The organism is Micromonospora sp. NPDC005206 (assembly GCF_040608175.1).
Lineage (GTDB): Bacteria > Actinomycetota > Actinomycetes > Mycobacteriales > Micromonosporaceae > Micromonospora.
In genome coordinates, this window is the sequence record NZ_JBEXHU010000011.1 from 135772 (window position 1) to 150400 (window position 14629).

Below are 14629 nucleotides of genomic sequence, written 5' to 3' on the forward strand. Positions count from 1 at the left end.
ACGGCCAGCATCGAGCCGGCCGGCGCCCACGCCCGCAGTAGCACGATGGGCTACAGGAATATAACAGCGCGCTGCCGACCGCCCGGGGAGGCCGGGCGGCGGCCGGTCAGGCTGCACGCAGCTCCGCCAGCACCGCCCCGGCGGTACGCCAGCCGCTGGTCAGCGCGCCCTGGATCGATGGGCTGTCGCGGTGGTCACCGGCCACGAACAGCCCTTCCCCCAGCGCGACCGGCTTGCGCAGCCGCCCCTGCGGTGGCGGCGCGGCGGGTAGCGCGTCGGGGACGGCGACGGTGGTGAGGTGGGTCCAGTCGGCGGTGGACCGGCCGTACAGCCGGGTCAACTCGGCCCGTACGGTCGGCTCGGGCGGGGCCGTGGGGCCGACGACCGAGGTGGCCACGAGGTGTCGTCCGGCTGGCGCGTACGTCGGGGCGGCGTTGCTGAGCACCACGGTGTTGGCGACGGTTTCCCGCCGGTCACCGTCGATGAGCAGGATCGGTTCGGTCAGCGGTGGCTCGGGCGCGCTGTGGTAGTAGGTGGTGTAGCTGTGCATCCGTACCGTCGCCAGGGCCGGCAGCAGCGCGGCCGCGGCGGGCGGGTCGACGGCGACCACGACGGCCCGGCAGCGGATGTCGCCGGCCTGGGTGCGGACCCGGCAGGGGGCGACCTCGGCGACCGGGGTGTCCAGCGTGATCAGGTCGGCCGGCAGTGGGTCGGCGATCGCCCGGGGCAGCGCGGCCATCCCCTCGGCGGGCAGCCCGATCCGGCCGCGGGCGAAGGAGCGCAGCACCATCGCCAGCACGTGGCTGGAGGTCGCCAGTTCCCGGTCGATGAGCACGCCGGACAGGAACGGCCGCAGCAGTTCCTCGATGATCGCGTCGGACAGGCCGGCCCGCCGCAGCGCCACCTCGGCGCTGGTCTCCGGTGCGGTGAGCAGCAGGGACGCGGGCAGGGTGGCGCAGCCGGTGGCGAGCGCGGCGAAACGCAGCCGGTCGAGCAGGGAGCCGACCCCGGCCAGCGCGGTGCGCGGCCCGCCGGTCGGCTCGCGCAGCGGGTTGACCAGCCGCAGCAGGTCGTCGCCCTTGCGGACGAGCACCCCGGAGGTGAAGTACCCGAGGTCGAGCCGGTCGGTGTCCAGCAGCGTGCCGAGCCGGGGGTAGGCGGTGTTGAGCACCTGGAAGCCACGGTCGATCAGGTAGCCGTCCACGACGTCGGTGGCGATCCGTCCACCGAGCCGACTCCCGGCCTCCAGCAGCCGCCAGGGCACGCCGGCGCGGTGCAGCCGGCGGGCGGCGGCCAGGCCGGCCAGGCCGCCGCCGACGATGACGACGTCGGTCTCAGCGAGCATGGCGTGCCTCCCGCTCACCGTTCGCCCGGGACAACCGGCCCGGCCACCAGACCTTCGGCCCGATGTCGTACGCGAGCGCGGGCACCAGCAGCGACCGGACGATGATGGTGTCGATGAGCACCCCGACCGCGACCGCGGTGCCCAGCTCGACCAGCACCACCAGCGGCAGGACGGCCAGCGCGGAGAAGGTCGCGGCGAGCACGATGCCGGCGGAGGTGATCACCCCGCCGGTGACGGCGAGGCCGGCGAGCACCCCGACTCGGCTGCCGCGCTTGACGGACTCCTCCCGGACCCGGCTCATCAGGAAGATGTTGTAGTCGATGCCGAGCGCGACCAGGAAGACGAACGCGAACAGCGGGAACGACGCGTCCACCCCGGGGAAGTCGAAGGCGTGGCGGAACAAAAGCGCGCAGAGGCCGAGCGTGGCCGCGAAGCTGAGCAGCACGGTGGCGATCAGTAGCACCGGTGCGAGGAGTGCGCGCAGCAGCAGGGCCAGGATGACCGCGATGACGACAAGCACCACCGGGATGATGACGTTCTGGTCGCGCCGGGCGGCGTCGGAGGTGTCCACGTTGATCGCGGTGAAGCCTCCGACCACCGCGTCGGCGCCGGGCACCTGGTGTACGGCGACCCGCAGGTCGCGGATGGTCCGCTCGGCGCCGTCGCTGTCGGGCGGGTCGGCGAGGGTCGCCTCCAGTTGCACCCGCCCTTCGACGACCTTCGGTGCGGCGTTCTCCTGGGGCGGGCCGGTCTGCGGTCCGGCGGTGAGCGGACGGACGTCGGCGACGCCGGGCACGCGCTGCGCCACCTGGGCCACCTGCCGGGCGGTCTGCTCGGTGGCGAAGATGGTGGCCGGGCTGCCGGTGCCGGCCGGGTAGTGCCGGGCGATGATTTCCTGACCGTCGACCGAGTCGGTGCGCTGGGTGAACAGGTCGGACTGGCCGAGGGTGGTGGCGCCGAGCTGGGTGAGGCCGAGCGTGAGGATGGCCAGCACGACCGCGGTGCTCAGCCAGACCGGTCGGGCGTGCCGGGCCACGAAGCCGGCGATCCGGCTCCAGATGCCGTGCTCGGTCCGCGGGTCGGCCTGGTCGGCCCGGGGCCGTCGCGGCCAGAACGCCCACCGACCGCCGAGCAGCAGCAGCGCGGGCAGGAAGGTGAGCATCACCAGCAGGGTGGCGGCGATGCCGATGGCGGCGACCGGGCCGAGCGCCCGGTTGGAGTTGAGACTGGACAGCAGCAGGCAGAGCAGGCTGACGATGACCGTCCCGCCGGAGGCGATGATGGCGGGGGCGGCGCCCTTCCACGCCGTACGAATGGCGTCCCAGGGGCGGTCGTGCCGGTGCAGCTCCTCCCGGTAGCGGGCGATGAGCAGCAGCGCGTAGTCGGTGCCGGCGCCGAAGACCAGCACGGTGAGGATGCCCTGGGCCTGCCCGTTGAGTTTGAGCACGTCGGCGTCGGCGAGCAGGTAGACGAAGACCGAAGCCAGCGCGTACGACATCCCGGCGGCCAGTAGCGGGAAGACCCAGAGCACGGGGCTGCGGTAGACGATGAGCAGGATCACCAGCACCACGACCAGGGTGACCAGCAGCAGTGGCCCGTCGATGGCGGAGAAGACCTCGATCAGGTCGGCGAGCAGACCGGCCGGTCCGGCGACGTCGACGGTGAGCCCGTCCCGGTCGCCGCCGGCGATGTCGCGCAGGTGCTCGACGACCGAGCCGATCTCCTCCCCCTCCGCGTCGTCCACCGGCACGACGACCTGGAGCGCCTGGCCGTCCTCGCTGGGGATCGGCGGGGGCAGCGGGTTGACCACGCCGGGCACCTGCGCGAAGCGGGCCACGTCGGCGCTCGCCCGCTGCCGGTCCGCGTCGGTGATGCCCGAGGTCCGCTCGTAGACGACCAGCGCCGGGATGGTCTGCCGGTCGACGAACTCGCCGGCGAGGTCCTGGGCGCGGGTCGCCTCGGCGTCGGTGGGCAGGAAGGCGGCGTTGTCGTTGGTGGCGACCTCGCCAAGGCGCCCGGAGTACGGCCCAGCCACACCCCCGATCACCAGCCAGGCAAGCACGACCGCCACCGCGATCAGGGTGGCCCGGCCGTGGCCTCCTCGTCCGGACATCCGCACTCACCCCAAGAATCGACGCACCAATCGACGCAGCGGGAGTCCAAGTCGACAGCGACCATCCTGCCGGGCGAGCGGACCGAGGGAGGGCGAAACCGGACCGAGAGGGGTGTGTGAACACGAAGACGCCCGTCGGGCTTGCTGCCGACGGGCGTTGGGTGGAGAAGCTCCCCCGATTGGACTCGAACCAATAACCTGCCGGTTAACAGCCGGCTGCTCTGCCAATTGAGCTACAGGGGACCGTGCACCGCTCGACCCGGATCTCTCCGTCGCCGTGCGACGGGACAAGCGTACAGGACATCCGGGGGCGTCGGTCCAGCGGGTTGGGCCTCCCGCCTTCCATGATCCAGACGCCCAGGTCAGCAGCGCGGTCCATCGATAATCGGGGCAAATCGTCATCCGGGCACAAGCAGGTATGAGCGGGGAGCAGGATGGGTAGTTAGCTGCGGACAGAGGACGCAGGCGCGATTTGGTCGCTCCCGACGGGGCAGCTCGCCGGGGCGACGGCGCGTCAGGTACGGAAGGAGCCGCCATGCGCGGAAAGATCATGTTTCTTGGCGGGCTGGCTGCGGGATTCGTCCTGGGCGCCCGTGCCGGCCGGGAGAAGTACGAAGAGCTGGTCGTCCGGGGCCGCAAGGTGCTCGACCACCCGACCGTCCAGGAGGCGGCCGGGGTCGCGCAGGCCCAGGCCAACCGGCTCTACAGCGAGGGCAAGGACAAGCTCGGCCAGACCAAGCTGGGCGAGAAGCTGGGCACGGGCAACGGCAGCACCGGCAAGCAGGAGCTGACCGCCGCGGACGACGCGTTCGCCGGCACGCCCGCCACCGTTGGCGCCAAGGCGGGCTCCGGCTCGTCGGGCACCAGCAGCACGGTCGGCACGACCTCCGGGTCGCCGTCGGCCACCCCCCGCACCAAGCCGTCCGGCTCGGGCACCAACGCCAGCACCCTGTAGACGCACATCGAACGGGCCCGGCCGCCACAGTGGAGGCCGGGTCCGTTCGTGTCTCCGCACGTCAGGGCGGCGCATCATCACCACTGGGGCACTTTCTCCGATTTGAAGCAAAAGTTCGTCCGGTTCATCGAAAACTTCTGCTCCCAACCTCTTCTCTTTGTTCCCGAGCGCAAATATCGTCCTGCATAGAACCTGGCCAGGCTCTTGGTACTCCCCGGCGACCTCCTCAGCGACGTACCGGCGCTGAGGCGGACCCGCCCGACCAGAGCGAGGTTCGATGCGTAGACCAATCGGCCGAAGAGCCGCTAGCTATGTCAGCCTTCTCACCCTCGTCGGCGCGACGCTCGTCGCGACCGAGCCGCAACGGGCCACACCGGCATTCGCCGCGCCCGTGGCCGAGAGCAACGGTATCCAGTACAAGGTTCTCGTCTTCACCCGCTCGACCGGCGGCAGCCACGCGGCCACCGACGCCGGCGTCCAGGCGATCCGCGAACTCGCCAACGACCGGCGCTTCACGGTCCAGGTGACCGACGACGCCCGGAAGTTCGACGAGTCGCACCTGAAGCAGTTCCGTGCGGTGGTCTTCCTGAACACCTCCGGCGACGTACTGACCGACGGCCAGCAGGCCGCTTTCGAGCAGTACTACCGCGACGGCGGCGGCTTCGTCGGCGTGCACTCCGCGATCGAGGCCGAGCCGGGCTGGGCCTTCCTCGACAATGTGCTCGGAACCCGGGCTGTCGGCGCCGCCGCGCCGGTCAGCCCCGCCACGGTGACCGTCGCCGACCGGGTGCACCCGGCGTCCGCGCCGCTGCCCGAGCGGTGGACCACGACCGACCGGTGGTACAACTTCGCGGCCAACGTCCGGGGCGTCTCACACGTCCTGGCCACGGTGGACGAGAAGACGTACTCCGGCGGCGCCATGGGCTTCGACCACCCGATCACCTGGTGCAAGGACTACCAGGGCGGCCGGTCCTTCTACACCGGACTCGGCGCCACCCCGGAGAGCTACTCCGGTGCCGATCTGCGCGCCCACCTCGCCGGGGCGATCCAGTGGGCCGCCGGCACCACCGACGGCGACTGCGGCGCGACCGTGCTGGCCAACTACCAGATGGAGGTCATCGGCGCGCAGCCCAACGTCAACGAGCCGATCGGCTTCGACGTGCTGCCCGACGGCCGGGTGATCCAGACCGACCGCCGCGGCGGCGTACGGCTGCACGACCCGGAGAGCAACGAGACCACCGTGCTGGCCCAGATCCCGGTCTACACGCACAGCGAGGACGGGATGTACGGGCCGGCGGTCGACCGGGAGTTCGCCACCAACCGGTGGGTCTACCTCTACTACGCCCCGCCGCTGAATACTCCGACCGGCGGCGCGCCCACCACCAGCACCGACCCGGCCGCCTGGAACCAGTGGAAGGGCTACTTCCAACTGTCCCGCTTCAAGTTCGTCGACGGCGAGACCCCGTCGCTGGACGTGGCCTCGGAGCAGAAGATCCTCCAGGTGCCGGTGGACCGGGGCGCCTGCTGTCACGTGGCGGGTGACATCGCGTTCGACTCCAAGAACAACCTCTGGCTGGTCACCGGGGACGACACCCCGGCCGGCGGCGGCGGGTCCGGCGGCTTCTCCCCGCACAACGACTCGGTCAGCGCCACCGGCGTCTACCAGGCGCCGTTCGTGGACGCCCGGCGCAGCGCCGCCAACACCAACGACCTGCGCGGCAAGATTCTGCGCATCGCGGTGGGAGCGGACGGCAGTTACACCGCCCCCGAGGGGAACATGTTCCCCGAGGCGCAGGACCCGGGCGACAAGACCCGCCCGGAGATCTACGCGATGGGCTTCCGGAACCCCTTCCGGATCACCCTCGACAAGAACGACGTCGCCTACATCACCGACTACTCCCCCGACTCGTCGACAGCGGCGGTTGGCCGGGGACCGGCGGGGACCGGCCGGATGATGGTGGTGGACAAGCCGGCGAACTACGGCTGGCCGATGTGCGTGCAGCCGAACCTGCCATACATCGAGATGAACTGGACCACCAACCCGATCACGCCGGTCGCGCCGTTCGATTGCGCGGCGCCGCGCAACACCTCCCGGCACAACACCGGCCTGACCGACCTGCCGGCGGTGCAGAAGTCGGAGCTCTGGTACTCGTTCCAGGCCCCGACCCCGTGCCCGGAGTCCTACCTGTCCACCCCGACGCAGACCTGTCCGGTGCTCTTCCCGGAGTTGGGCACCGGCGGCGTCGGACCGCACGGCGCGGCGCGCTACGACTACGACCCGGAGCTGAGGTCGCAGACGAAGTTCCCCGCGTACTTCGACGGATCGATCTTCTTCGGCGAGTTCACCCGGGACACGCTCAAGGAGGTCAAGCTCGACGGCCAGGGCGACATCCTGAAGATCAACAATGTGCTGAACTGCGGGCAGGCACCCACCACGCCGACCAAGCCGTTCCTCTGCGACAACCCGATGGACATGAAGTGGGGTCCGGACGGCAACTTCTACCTGCTGACGTACGGCGACGGGTTCTTCAACGTCAACCCGGACGCGGCGATGCTGAAGTTCAGCTACGTGAAGGGCCTGCGGGCGCCGACCGCCGTGGTTTCGGCGACCCCGACCAACGGGAGGGCGCCGCTGACCGTCGCCTTCTCCAGCGAGGGGTCGAAGGACCCCGACCCGGCGGACTCCATCTCGTTCGCCTGGGACTTCGACGGCAACGGCACGACCGACTCCGTCGACCCGAACCCGACGCACACCTACACCGCCAACGGCGTCTACACCGCGCGGCTGACGGTGACCGACTCCAGCGGCAAGAGTGCGTCCGCCAACACCACCATCACGGTCGGCAACACCGCCCCGACGGTGACCGTCACCACCCCGGTGGAGGGCGGCTTCTTCAGCTGGGGTGACGACATCCCGTGGTCGGTGACGGTCACCGACCCCGAGGACGGACCGGTCGACTGCGCCAAGGTCGAGGTGACCTTCGTCCTCGGCCACGACACCCACGGCCACGGTGAGGCCAACCAGTTCGGCTGCTCGGGCGTCCTGCCCACGGACGCCGACGACGCGTCGCACGGTGGCTACATCTACGGCGTGGTCAGCGCCGCCTACACGGACAAGGGGGCAAACGGGCAGCCGGCCCTGACCACCGTGGACCAGCAGATCATCCAGGCCAAGCGGCAGGAGGTGGAATTCGCCACCGACGAATCCGGCACCACCGTCGGCACGAGCGCCGACACCGGTGGCGGGCAGCAGCGCGGCAGCCTCGACCCGGGCGACTGGATCGCGGTGAACAACGGCGTGAACCTGCGGAACATGCAGTCGGTCACGCTGCGCACCTCCGGCGGCAGCGCAGCCACCGCCGGGCAGCCCCGGTTCGGCGTTCAGCTGCGGCTCGACTCGCCCACCGGCCCGGTGCTGACCACCGCCGTGGTCAACGCGACCAGCGGCAACAACGCCTTCACCAGCACCACCGTGCCGGTCGCCGACCCGGGCGGCACGCACCGGCTCTACCTCGTGTTCACCACCGTCCCGGGCGGCCCGACCAGCGGACTCGGCAACCTGAACTGGGTCGAGTTCACCGGTCAGGGCATCGGCGTCGCGCCGTAGCGACCGCCGTGGGCCGGGGTCGCCGCCAGCGGCCCGGCCCAGCGCTCCACCCGTCACCCACATCGACAACCCGTACCAAAGGAAGGCAGCAGTAGATGAACGACAGTCAGCACGGAATGAGCCGTCGCCGGATGCTCGGCGCCTTGGCCGGCGCCGCCGGCGCGGCCGCCGTCGGTGCCACCGGCCTGGCCTCCCCGGCCCTCGCCGGCAACGGCCTGCTGGTTCCCACCGGCAAGCGCGGCATCATCCTCTACAGCGTCCGGGACCGGATCAGCGCCGCCCCGGACGCCACCAGCGTGCCGTACGGCTTCGAGCGGGTGCTCGGCCGGCTCGCCGAGATCGGCTACAAGGAGGTGGAGTTCGCCGGCTACACCCAGAACACCTCCATCCTGGGCCGGCAGATCACCCCCGAGGAGATCCGCAAGGTTCTCGACGACAACGGGCTGCGCGCCAACGGCTCGCACGCCTCGGTGCCGGGCACCGTCAACCCGACCACCATCGCGCAGTTCGAGCAGCAGCTCGACATCGCCGAAACGCTGGGCATGACCCACATCGGCACCGGCAACGACCCGACCGGCAGCAACTACAAGGCCGACTGGGACGCCGCCGTCGACCGGTGGAACACGTTCGGCGAGATGGCCGCCGCCCGTGGGCTGAAGCTCTACACACACAACCACGACGCGGCGTACAACTTCCTGCTCGACAGCGGGCCGTTGGACGCCCAGGGCCGGCCGACCCGGTCCTCCGGCGTGCGGAAGCTGGAGTACTTCATCGGGCTGACCAACCCGGAGTGGGTCTGGTTCGAGATGGACATCTACTGGGCGCACGTGGCCCAGCACCGGTTCCGCAGCTACACCGACCCGGACGGGGTGACCCAGACCAGCATCTTCGACCCGCTGGCCGTGGTCGCGGCCCAGACGATCCGGTTCCCGCTGTTCCACGCCAAGGACGGCACGTACAACCCGGCCAGCGCGGCCGGGTACGAGATGGTGCCGCTCGGCGAGGGTGACATCGACTACGGGAACTTCTTCGCCAACATGGGCGCGAAGGGTTACCACAACCCGATGTGGGAGCAGGACAACGCACCGGGCGGCGCCTCCGACCCGGGCCGCTCGCTTCGGTTCGCGGAGATCAGCTACCAGCACATGTCGAGTCTGCGGGGCTGACCGACCCGACACGCACGCCCGGGGCCGCATCCGTCATCGGATGCGGCCCCTCGCGCCATGCGGCCGAAACACCGCCATGCGAGACTCCGGCCGGAGGTGGTGGCGATGGTGCTCGTCAGGCCCGAGAACAGGCACCAGTCCCGGCTGGTCCGGCTGCTGCGCGACGACGGTCCCCGGTCCCGGGTGGAGCTGGGCGACCTGCTGGGCCTGTCCCGGACGACGCTGACCGCGGAGCTGGACCGGCTCGTCGAGCGGGGCCTGGTGGAGACCGCCGGGCCGGCGGCGTCGCGCGGCGGACGCCGCTCCGCACTCCTGCGCCTCGCCGGCGGGGTGCGCTTCGCCGGCGTGGTCGTCGCCCCCGACCGGATCACCGTGGCGGTGACCGACGGCGAGCTGAACGTGCTCGCCGAGGTCGACGAGCCGGCGGACGTCCGCACCGGGCCGGAACCGGTGGTCGGGCGGGCCGTCGAACTGGTCGGGAAGCTCCGCGCCGAGCTGGGCGTGTCCCAGCTCACCGGGGTCGGTGTCGGCCTGCCCGGGCCGGTCGGCGTCGACGCGGGGACGGCCGTGCCGCCGGTCCTGCCGGGCTGGCAGCGCTTCGGAGTACGCGACGCGTTCGCCGCCGAGCTGGGCTGCCCCGTGCTGGTCGACAACGACGCCAACGTGATGGCCCTCGGCGAGCAGCACGCGGGGGTCGGCCGGACCTTCGACGACTTCCTCTACCTCAAGTTGGGCACCGCCATCGGCTGCGGCCTGATCCTCGGCGGGAGCCTCTACCGGGGTTCGACCAGCAGCGCGGGCGACATCGGGCACCTGGCGCTCGGCGAGGGTGGGCCGGCCTGCGCTTGTGGCGACAGCGGATGCCTGGAGGCGTACTGCGGCGACGCGGGGCTGGTCCAGGCGGCGCTCGCCACCGCTCGGACCGGCCGGTCCGACGCGCTGGCCGCCCGGCTCGCCGAGGCGGGCACCCTCACCGTGCGCGACGTCGCCGGGGCGGCGACAGCCGGCGACCCGGTCGCGCAGACGGTGGTGCGGGACGCCGCCCGCCGCCTCGGTCGGTTGCTGGTCGGCCTGGTGAGCTTCTTCAACCCCGGCATCGTCGTCATCGGGGGTGCGGCGGACGGGCTCGGGCACATCCTGCTCGCCGAGATCCGCGCCGTGGTCTACCGCCGGTCGGCGCCGCTCGCCACCGGCACCATGCCGATCGTCCTGTCCGACCTGGCCGGCCGGGCCGGGGTGGTGGGTGCGGCGCGGCTGGCCAGCGAGCACGTCTTCGCCACCGGCTGACCGGGGGCCGACCGGCGGTCGGCCCCCGGTACCGGCGGGTCAGTCCTTGCTGCTGAAGGCCGCGTCGAAGGCGGCCGACGGGGCGTCGAAGGCGAGCCGGCGGACGAACTGCAACGCCTCCGGGGCACCGACCAGCCGGTCCATCCCGGCGTCCTCCCACTCGATCGAGATCGGGCCGGTGTAGCCGATCGCGTTCAACGCCCGGAAGCAGTCCTCCCAGGGCACGTCCCCGTGCCCCGTGGAGACGAAGTCCCAGCCCCGGCGCAGGTCCGCCCAGGGCAGGTGCGAGGCGAGCCGGCCGCGCCGGCCGTCCCCGGTACGCACCTTGGCGTCCTTGCAGTCCACGTGGTAGATCCGGTCGGCGAAGTCGAAGATGAAGTTCACCGGGTCCAGCTCCTGCCAGACGAAGTGCGACGGGTCCCAGTTCAACCCGAACGCGGGCCGGTTGCCGATCGCCTCCAGCGTGCGCTTCGTCGTCCAGTAGTCGTACGCGATCTCGCTGGGGTGCACCTCGTGCGCGAACCGCACCCCCACCTCGTCGAACACGTCGAGGATCGGGTTCCACCGGTCGGCGAAGTCCTGGTAGCCGCGCTCGATCATCGCTGGCGGCACCGGTGGGAACATCGCCAGGGTGTGCCAGATCGACGAGCCGGTGAAGCCGACGACCGTCTTCACCCCGAGCTTCGCCGCCGCCCGCGCCGTGTCCTTGATCTCCTCGGCGGCCCGCTGGCGGACGCCCTCGGGCTCCCCGTCACCCCAGATCCGGCCGGGCAGGATGTCCTGGTGCCGCTCGTCGATCGGGTGGTCGCAGACCGCCTGACCGACGAGGTGGTTGGAGATCGCGAAGACCTCGAGGTTGTGCTTCGCGAGCGTCTCCCGCTTGCGATCGACGTACGAGTCGTCGGCGAGCGCCTTGTCGACCTCGAAGTGGTCGCCCCAGCAGGCGATCTCCAGACCGTTATAGCCCCACTCGGAGGCGAGCCGGCAGACCTCCTCGAACGGCAGGTCGGCCCACTGGCCGGTGAAGAGCGTGATGGGTCGCGCCATTGTCCTTCTCCCCTGTTGTGATGGGGATTCCGTGTGCGGACCGGGGCGAGGGTGACCGGTCAGACCGGTACGCGGCAGCGGGACGGGACACCGGTGGGTGCGGAGCGCACCTGAGCCCGGCGGGTTGCGCCTCCCACCGGGTCACCGGCCACCGTCACGGTCGCCGCTCCCACCCTATTTCCGCCGGGCCCCTTCGCGAAAGCCCCGCCGCCGGATCGTCACTCGGCCACCTCCTCGGGAGCTGGCAGGACAGCCCGGACGACGAAGCCGCCTCCGGCGCGCGGGCCGGCGGAGAAGGTGCCGCCGATCCGCTCGGCGCGCCGACGCAGTGTGATCAGACCGCGCCCGGCGCCCCCGCCCGTCGGCGCGGCACCAGCGCCTTCGTCGCGTACCTCGATGGTGATGCCCGTGGCGTCGTAGCGCAGCCGGACCGCGACCGGTGCGCCCGGTGCGTGCCGGCGCGCGTTGGTCAGCGACTCCTCGATGATCCGGTACGCCGCCGCGTCGACCGCGCCGGGCAGCGGCCGGGGCGGCCCGGCCAGGGTCCAGCGCACCGGCTGACCCGCGGCGAAGCCCTCCACCAGCGCGTCGAGGCGGTTCAGGCTGGGCGCCGGCCCGGTCGACGAATCGGGCTCCTCGGCCCGGTGCAGCAGCCGGTGCCCGTGCGCCCGCACCATCCGGCGCCACCGCGTGAAACGCCCCATGCTCGTCAAGGTACGGCAGTCAACTGCGAGTCGGTCCGTGGCCTCGCAGGCGGCGGGGCGCGAATGATTGGTGTGCATGCCTCCCAGGAGTCTCGCTGCCACTCCGGCCGGTAGCGCCGGCAAGCAGACAGACCATGCCCGGCCGGGCGGGGCACACTCGGCCGGGCATGGTCTGCGCTGGGGCGGGTGGCCCGGAGGGACCGTCAGCCGTGACCGGCGGCCCTCCAGGCTCAGCGGATCAGGGCAGCGTCCACTTCTGGTTAGCCGCGCCGTTGCAGGTCCAGAGGTGCACGACGGTGCTGTCCGCGGAGTTGTTCCCGGAGACGTCGAGGCACTTGCTCGACGACGTGTTGCGCAGGCTGCCGTCGGCCTGGGCCGCCCAGTTCTGCGCCCCGGTGCCGTTGCAGGTCCAGAGCTGGATCTTGGTGCCATCGGCGGTGCCGTTGCCGGACACGTCCAGGCACTTGCCGAGCGCCTTGACCGTCGAGTTCGGCGTCACGGTCCAGGTCTGCGCCGTACTGCCGTTGCAGGTGTAGATCTGGATCTGGGTGCCGTCGGCGGTGCCGCTGTTGCGCACGTCCAGGCACTTGCCGACCAGGCCCTTGATCGGGCCGACTCCCGGCGTGCCGCCACCGCCGCCCCTGACCAGGGTGAAGTCATCCACGTCGAAGAGCCCGGTGCCGCTACCGGTGAAGGTGAGGTAGAGGTTCTGGGCGCCGGACGGGACACCGGACAGCGCGGTGGTGACGTTGGCGAAGGTGGTCCAGCTGCCGGTGTTCGGCACCGCGACCGAGCCGAGCACCGGGCCGGTGGCCGAACCGGTACGCACCTGGATGGTGCCGCCCGCGCCGCCCGAGACGACCCGGGACGTGAACGAGGTGACCCCGGTCAGGTTCACACCGTTGTACGCGGCCCAGTCACCCGGGTCGATGTAGCCGATGGTCTGGCCACCGTTGGCGCCCGCCTTGGTGAACGGGGTGACCCCGTTGGCCGAGCTGAACGCCTCCGCCTGGACGGTGGTGTTCCCCGTCGGCGGCGGCGTGGTGCCCAGCTCCTTGATCCGGATGTTGCGGAACGAGGCGTCGTCGCCGGTGCCATGGTTCTGGATGCCGATGTGCCCGGCCAGCGAACGAACCGGGTTCGTGTTGGTGAAGTCGTTGATCTTCACGCCGTTGAGGAAGATCTGCAACCGCTCACCCTCGACCAGCAGCTCGTAGGTGTTCCACTCCCCCGGCGCGTTCAGCGCCGCGTCACGGGCGGCGATGTCGGCGGACTTGAAGGTGTAGACCGACCCGGTGGTGCGGTCCGCCGCATCGGTGGCGTCGATCTGGATCTCGTAGCCGTTGTCCACCGCCGACCAGGGGTCACTGGAGGGCGGGAAGCCGATGAACACGCCGGAGTTGTCGTCGCCGGCCAGCTTCCAGTCCAGCTTCAGCGAGTAGTTGGTGAACTGCTTGGCGTTGTACCAGAACAACCCCATCCCGCCCACCGAGGTGAGGGTGGCGTCGGAGTTGGTGAAGTTGCCCGGACCGGCCTGCGACCAGCCGCGGGTCGAGCCGTTGTAGAGCGGGGTGTAGCCGGTCTCGGGCCGGCAGTCCGCCTTGCTGCGACCGGCCGCGTACCGGATGCCGCCGAGCAGGTGCGCCCGGAACGCCGGCTCGGCGTACGACGCCTGGGTGTGCCCACCGCCGGTGTAGAACGACCGGCCGCCGCTGTAGCTCTTGCACCAGGAGTGCGGGTGGTCGGCGCCCATCCCGCCACCGGAGTACGACGACTCGTCCAGGGTGGCCAGCACGTGGGCCGTGGACCGGGCGTTGGTCCGGTAGTTGTACCACTCGTCGGTGCGGGTCCACGTCTGCGGCAGGTGCGCGGTCGCCGCGTGCCCCCGGTCCTCGACCTTGACGTTGGCCTGCTGGATGGCCGGGTGCGAGGCGAACCACGCCCCGACCAGGTTGCCGTAGAACGGCCAGTCGTACTCGGTGTCGGCGGCGGCGTGCACGCCCACGTACCCCCGGCCGGAGCCGATGTACGACTCGAAGGCCGTCTGCTGGCTGGCGTTGAGCACGTCGCCGGTGGTGTTGAGGAAGACGACCGCCTCGTACTGGTTGAGGTTGGCGGTGGTGAAGGCGGCGGCGTCCTCGGTGGCGGTGACGGTGAAGCTGTTCCCCGCGCCCAGGTCGCGGATGGTCTGGATGCCGACCGGGATCGCGTCGTGCCGGAAGCCGGCCGTCTTGGAGAAGACCAGCACGTCGTAGGGGGCGTCGGCGGCGCTGGCCGGGGTGGCCGGGGTCGTACAGGCGAGGACGGCGAGGACGGCGGTGGCCGCGCCGAGGATGGGTCGCAGGAGTCTGCGCATATCGCTCTCCTAAGAACGGTTAGGAGGGGCCCCTTGTACAACACTAGGC

Annotated in this window: 9 protein-coding genes and 1 tRNA gene; 4 read left to right on the forward strand and 6 right to left on the reverse strand. The window is 71.2% G+C overall.

Annotated elements, in window-relative coordinates; translation table 11 throughout:
• Nucleotides 1-106 precede the first annotated feature (106 nt).
• The 3 genes from ABZU69_RS18330 to ABZU69_RS18340 form a co-directional block, all read right to left on the reverse strand.
• Nucleotides 107-1345 carry an FAD-dependent oxidoreductase gene (locus ABZU69_RS18330; RefSeq protein ID WP_354965521.1) on the reverse strand — a complete coding sequence of 413 codons (1239 nt, stop codon included), beginning with the start codon at nucleotides 1343-1345 and terminating at the stop codon, nucleotides 107-109.
• The gene (locus tag ABZU69_RS18335) at nucleotides 1335-3458 is read right to left on the reverse strand and encodes an MMPL family transporter (protein WP_354965522.1); all 2124 of its coding nucleotides are present in this window, start codon (nucleotides 3456-3458) and stop codon (nucleotides 1335-1337) included. Before ABZU69_RS18335 ends, ABZU69_RS18330 begins: the two co-directional genes overlap by 11 nt.
• Nucleotides 3459-3628: 170 nt before the next feature.
• Nucleotides 3629-3701, reverse strand: a tRNA-Asn gene (locus tag ABZU69_RS18340).
• A 292-nt stretch (nucleotides 3702-3993) separates the two neighbouring features.
• On the opposite strand from ABZU69_RS18340, the gene ABZU69_RS18345 reads away from it, so the two are divergent.
• The 4 genes from ABZU69_RS18345 (at nucleotide 3994) to ABZU69_RS18360 (ending at nucleotide 10473) form a co-directional block, all read left to right on the forward strand.
• A complete protein-coding gene (locus tag ABZU69_RS18345; protein WP_354965523.1) occupies nucleotides 3994-4413 on the forward strand; it encodes a hypothetical protein in 420 nt (139 codons plus the stop codon).
• Nucleotides 4414-4690: 277 nt separating this feature from the next.
• Entirely contained in the window at nucleotides 4691-8020 is a 3330-nt protein-coding gene (locus ABZU69_RS18350; RefSeq protein ID WP_354965524.1) for a ThuA domain-containing protein, read from the forward strand.
• A 95-nt stretch (nucleotides 8021-8115) separates the two neighbouring features.
• Nucleotides 8116-9186 (forward strand): sugar phosphate isomerase/epimerase family protein, encoded by a 1071-nt coding sequence (locus ABZU69_RS18355; protein WP_354965525.1) that lies wholly within the window; start codon nucleotides 8116-8118, stop codon nucleotides 9184-9186.
• Nucleotides 9187-9291: 105 nt separating this feature from the next.
• Nucleotides 9292-10473: an ROK family transcriptional regulator gene (locus tag ABZU69_RS18360; protein WP_354965526.1), complete on the forward strand. Its 1182-nt coding sequence runs from the start codon at nucleotides 9292-9294 to the stop codon at nucleotides 10471-10473.
• A 39-nt stretch (nucleotides 10474-10512) separates the two neighbouring features.
• On the opposite strand, the gene ABZU69_RS18365 is transcribed toward ABZU69_RS18360, so the two are convergent.
• The 3 genes from ABZU69_RS18365 to ABZU69_RS18375 form a co-directional block, all read right to left on the reverse strand.
• Nucleotides 10513-11520: a sugar phosphate isomerase/epimerase family protein gene (locus ABZU69_RS18365; RefSeq protein WP_354965527.1), complete on the reverse strand. Its 1008-nt coding sequence runs from the start codon at nucleotides 11518-11520 to the stop codon at nucleotides 10513-10515.
• 218 nt (nucleotides 11521-11738) lie between these two features.
• The gene (locus ABZU69_RS18370) at nucleotides 11739-12224 is read right to left on the reverse strand and encodes an ATP-binding protein (protein WP_354965528.1); all 486 of its coding nucleotides are present in this window, start codon (nucleotides 12222-12224) and stop codon (nucleotides 11739-11741) included.
• A 238-nt stretch (nucleotides 12225-12462) separates the two neighbouring features.
• Nucleotides 12463-14580, reverse strand: coding sequence for a ThuA domain-containing protein (locus ABZU69_RS18375; protein WP_354965529.1), 2118 nt, complete (start codon nucleotides 14578-14580; stop codon nucleotides 12463-12465).
• Nucleotides 14581-14629 lie beyond the last annotated feature (49 nt).

Bases quoted from the DNA above. Each gene is read 5' to 3' on its own strand.
- ABZU69_RS18330 (WP_354965521.1), bottom strand. From the start codon at position 1,345: ATGCTCGCTGAGACCGACGTCGTCATCGTCGGCGGCGGCCTGGCCGGC.
- ABZU69_RS18335 (WP_354965522.1), bottom strand. From the start codon at position 3,458: ATGTCCGGACGAGGAGGCCACGGCCGGGCCACCCTGATCGCGGTGGCG.
- ABZU69_RS18345 (WP_354965523.1), top strand. From the start codon at position 3,994: ATGCGCGGAAAGATCATGTTTCTTGGCGGGCTGGCTGCGGGATTCGTC.
- ABZU69_RS18350 (WP_354965524.1), top strand. From the start codon at position 4,691: ATGCGTAGACCAATCGGCCGAAGAGCCGCTAGCTATGTCAGCCTTCTC.
- ABZU69_RS18355 (WP_354965525.1), top strand. From the start codon at position 8,116: ATGAACGACAGTCAGCACGGAATGAGCCGTCGCCGGATGCTCGGCGCC.
- ABZU69_RS18360 (WP_354965526.1), top strand. From the start codon at position 9,292: ATGGTGCTCGTCAGGCCCGAGAACAGGCACCAGTCCCGGCTGGTCCGG.
- ABZU69_RS18365 (WP_354965527.1), bottom strand. From the start codon at position 11,520: ATGGCGCGACCCATCACGCTCTTCACCGGCCAGTGGGCCGACCTGCCG.
- ABZU69_RS18370 (WP_354965528.1), bottom strand. From the start codon at position 12,224: ATGGGGCGTTTCACGCGGTGGCGCCGGATGGTGCGGGCGCACGGGCAC.
- ABZU69_RS18375 (WP_354965529.1), bottom strand. From the start codon at position 14,580: ATGCGCAGACTCCTGCGACCCATCCTCGGCGCGGCCACCGCCGTCCTC.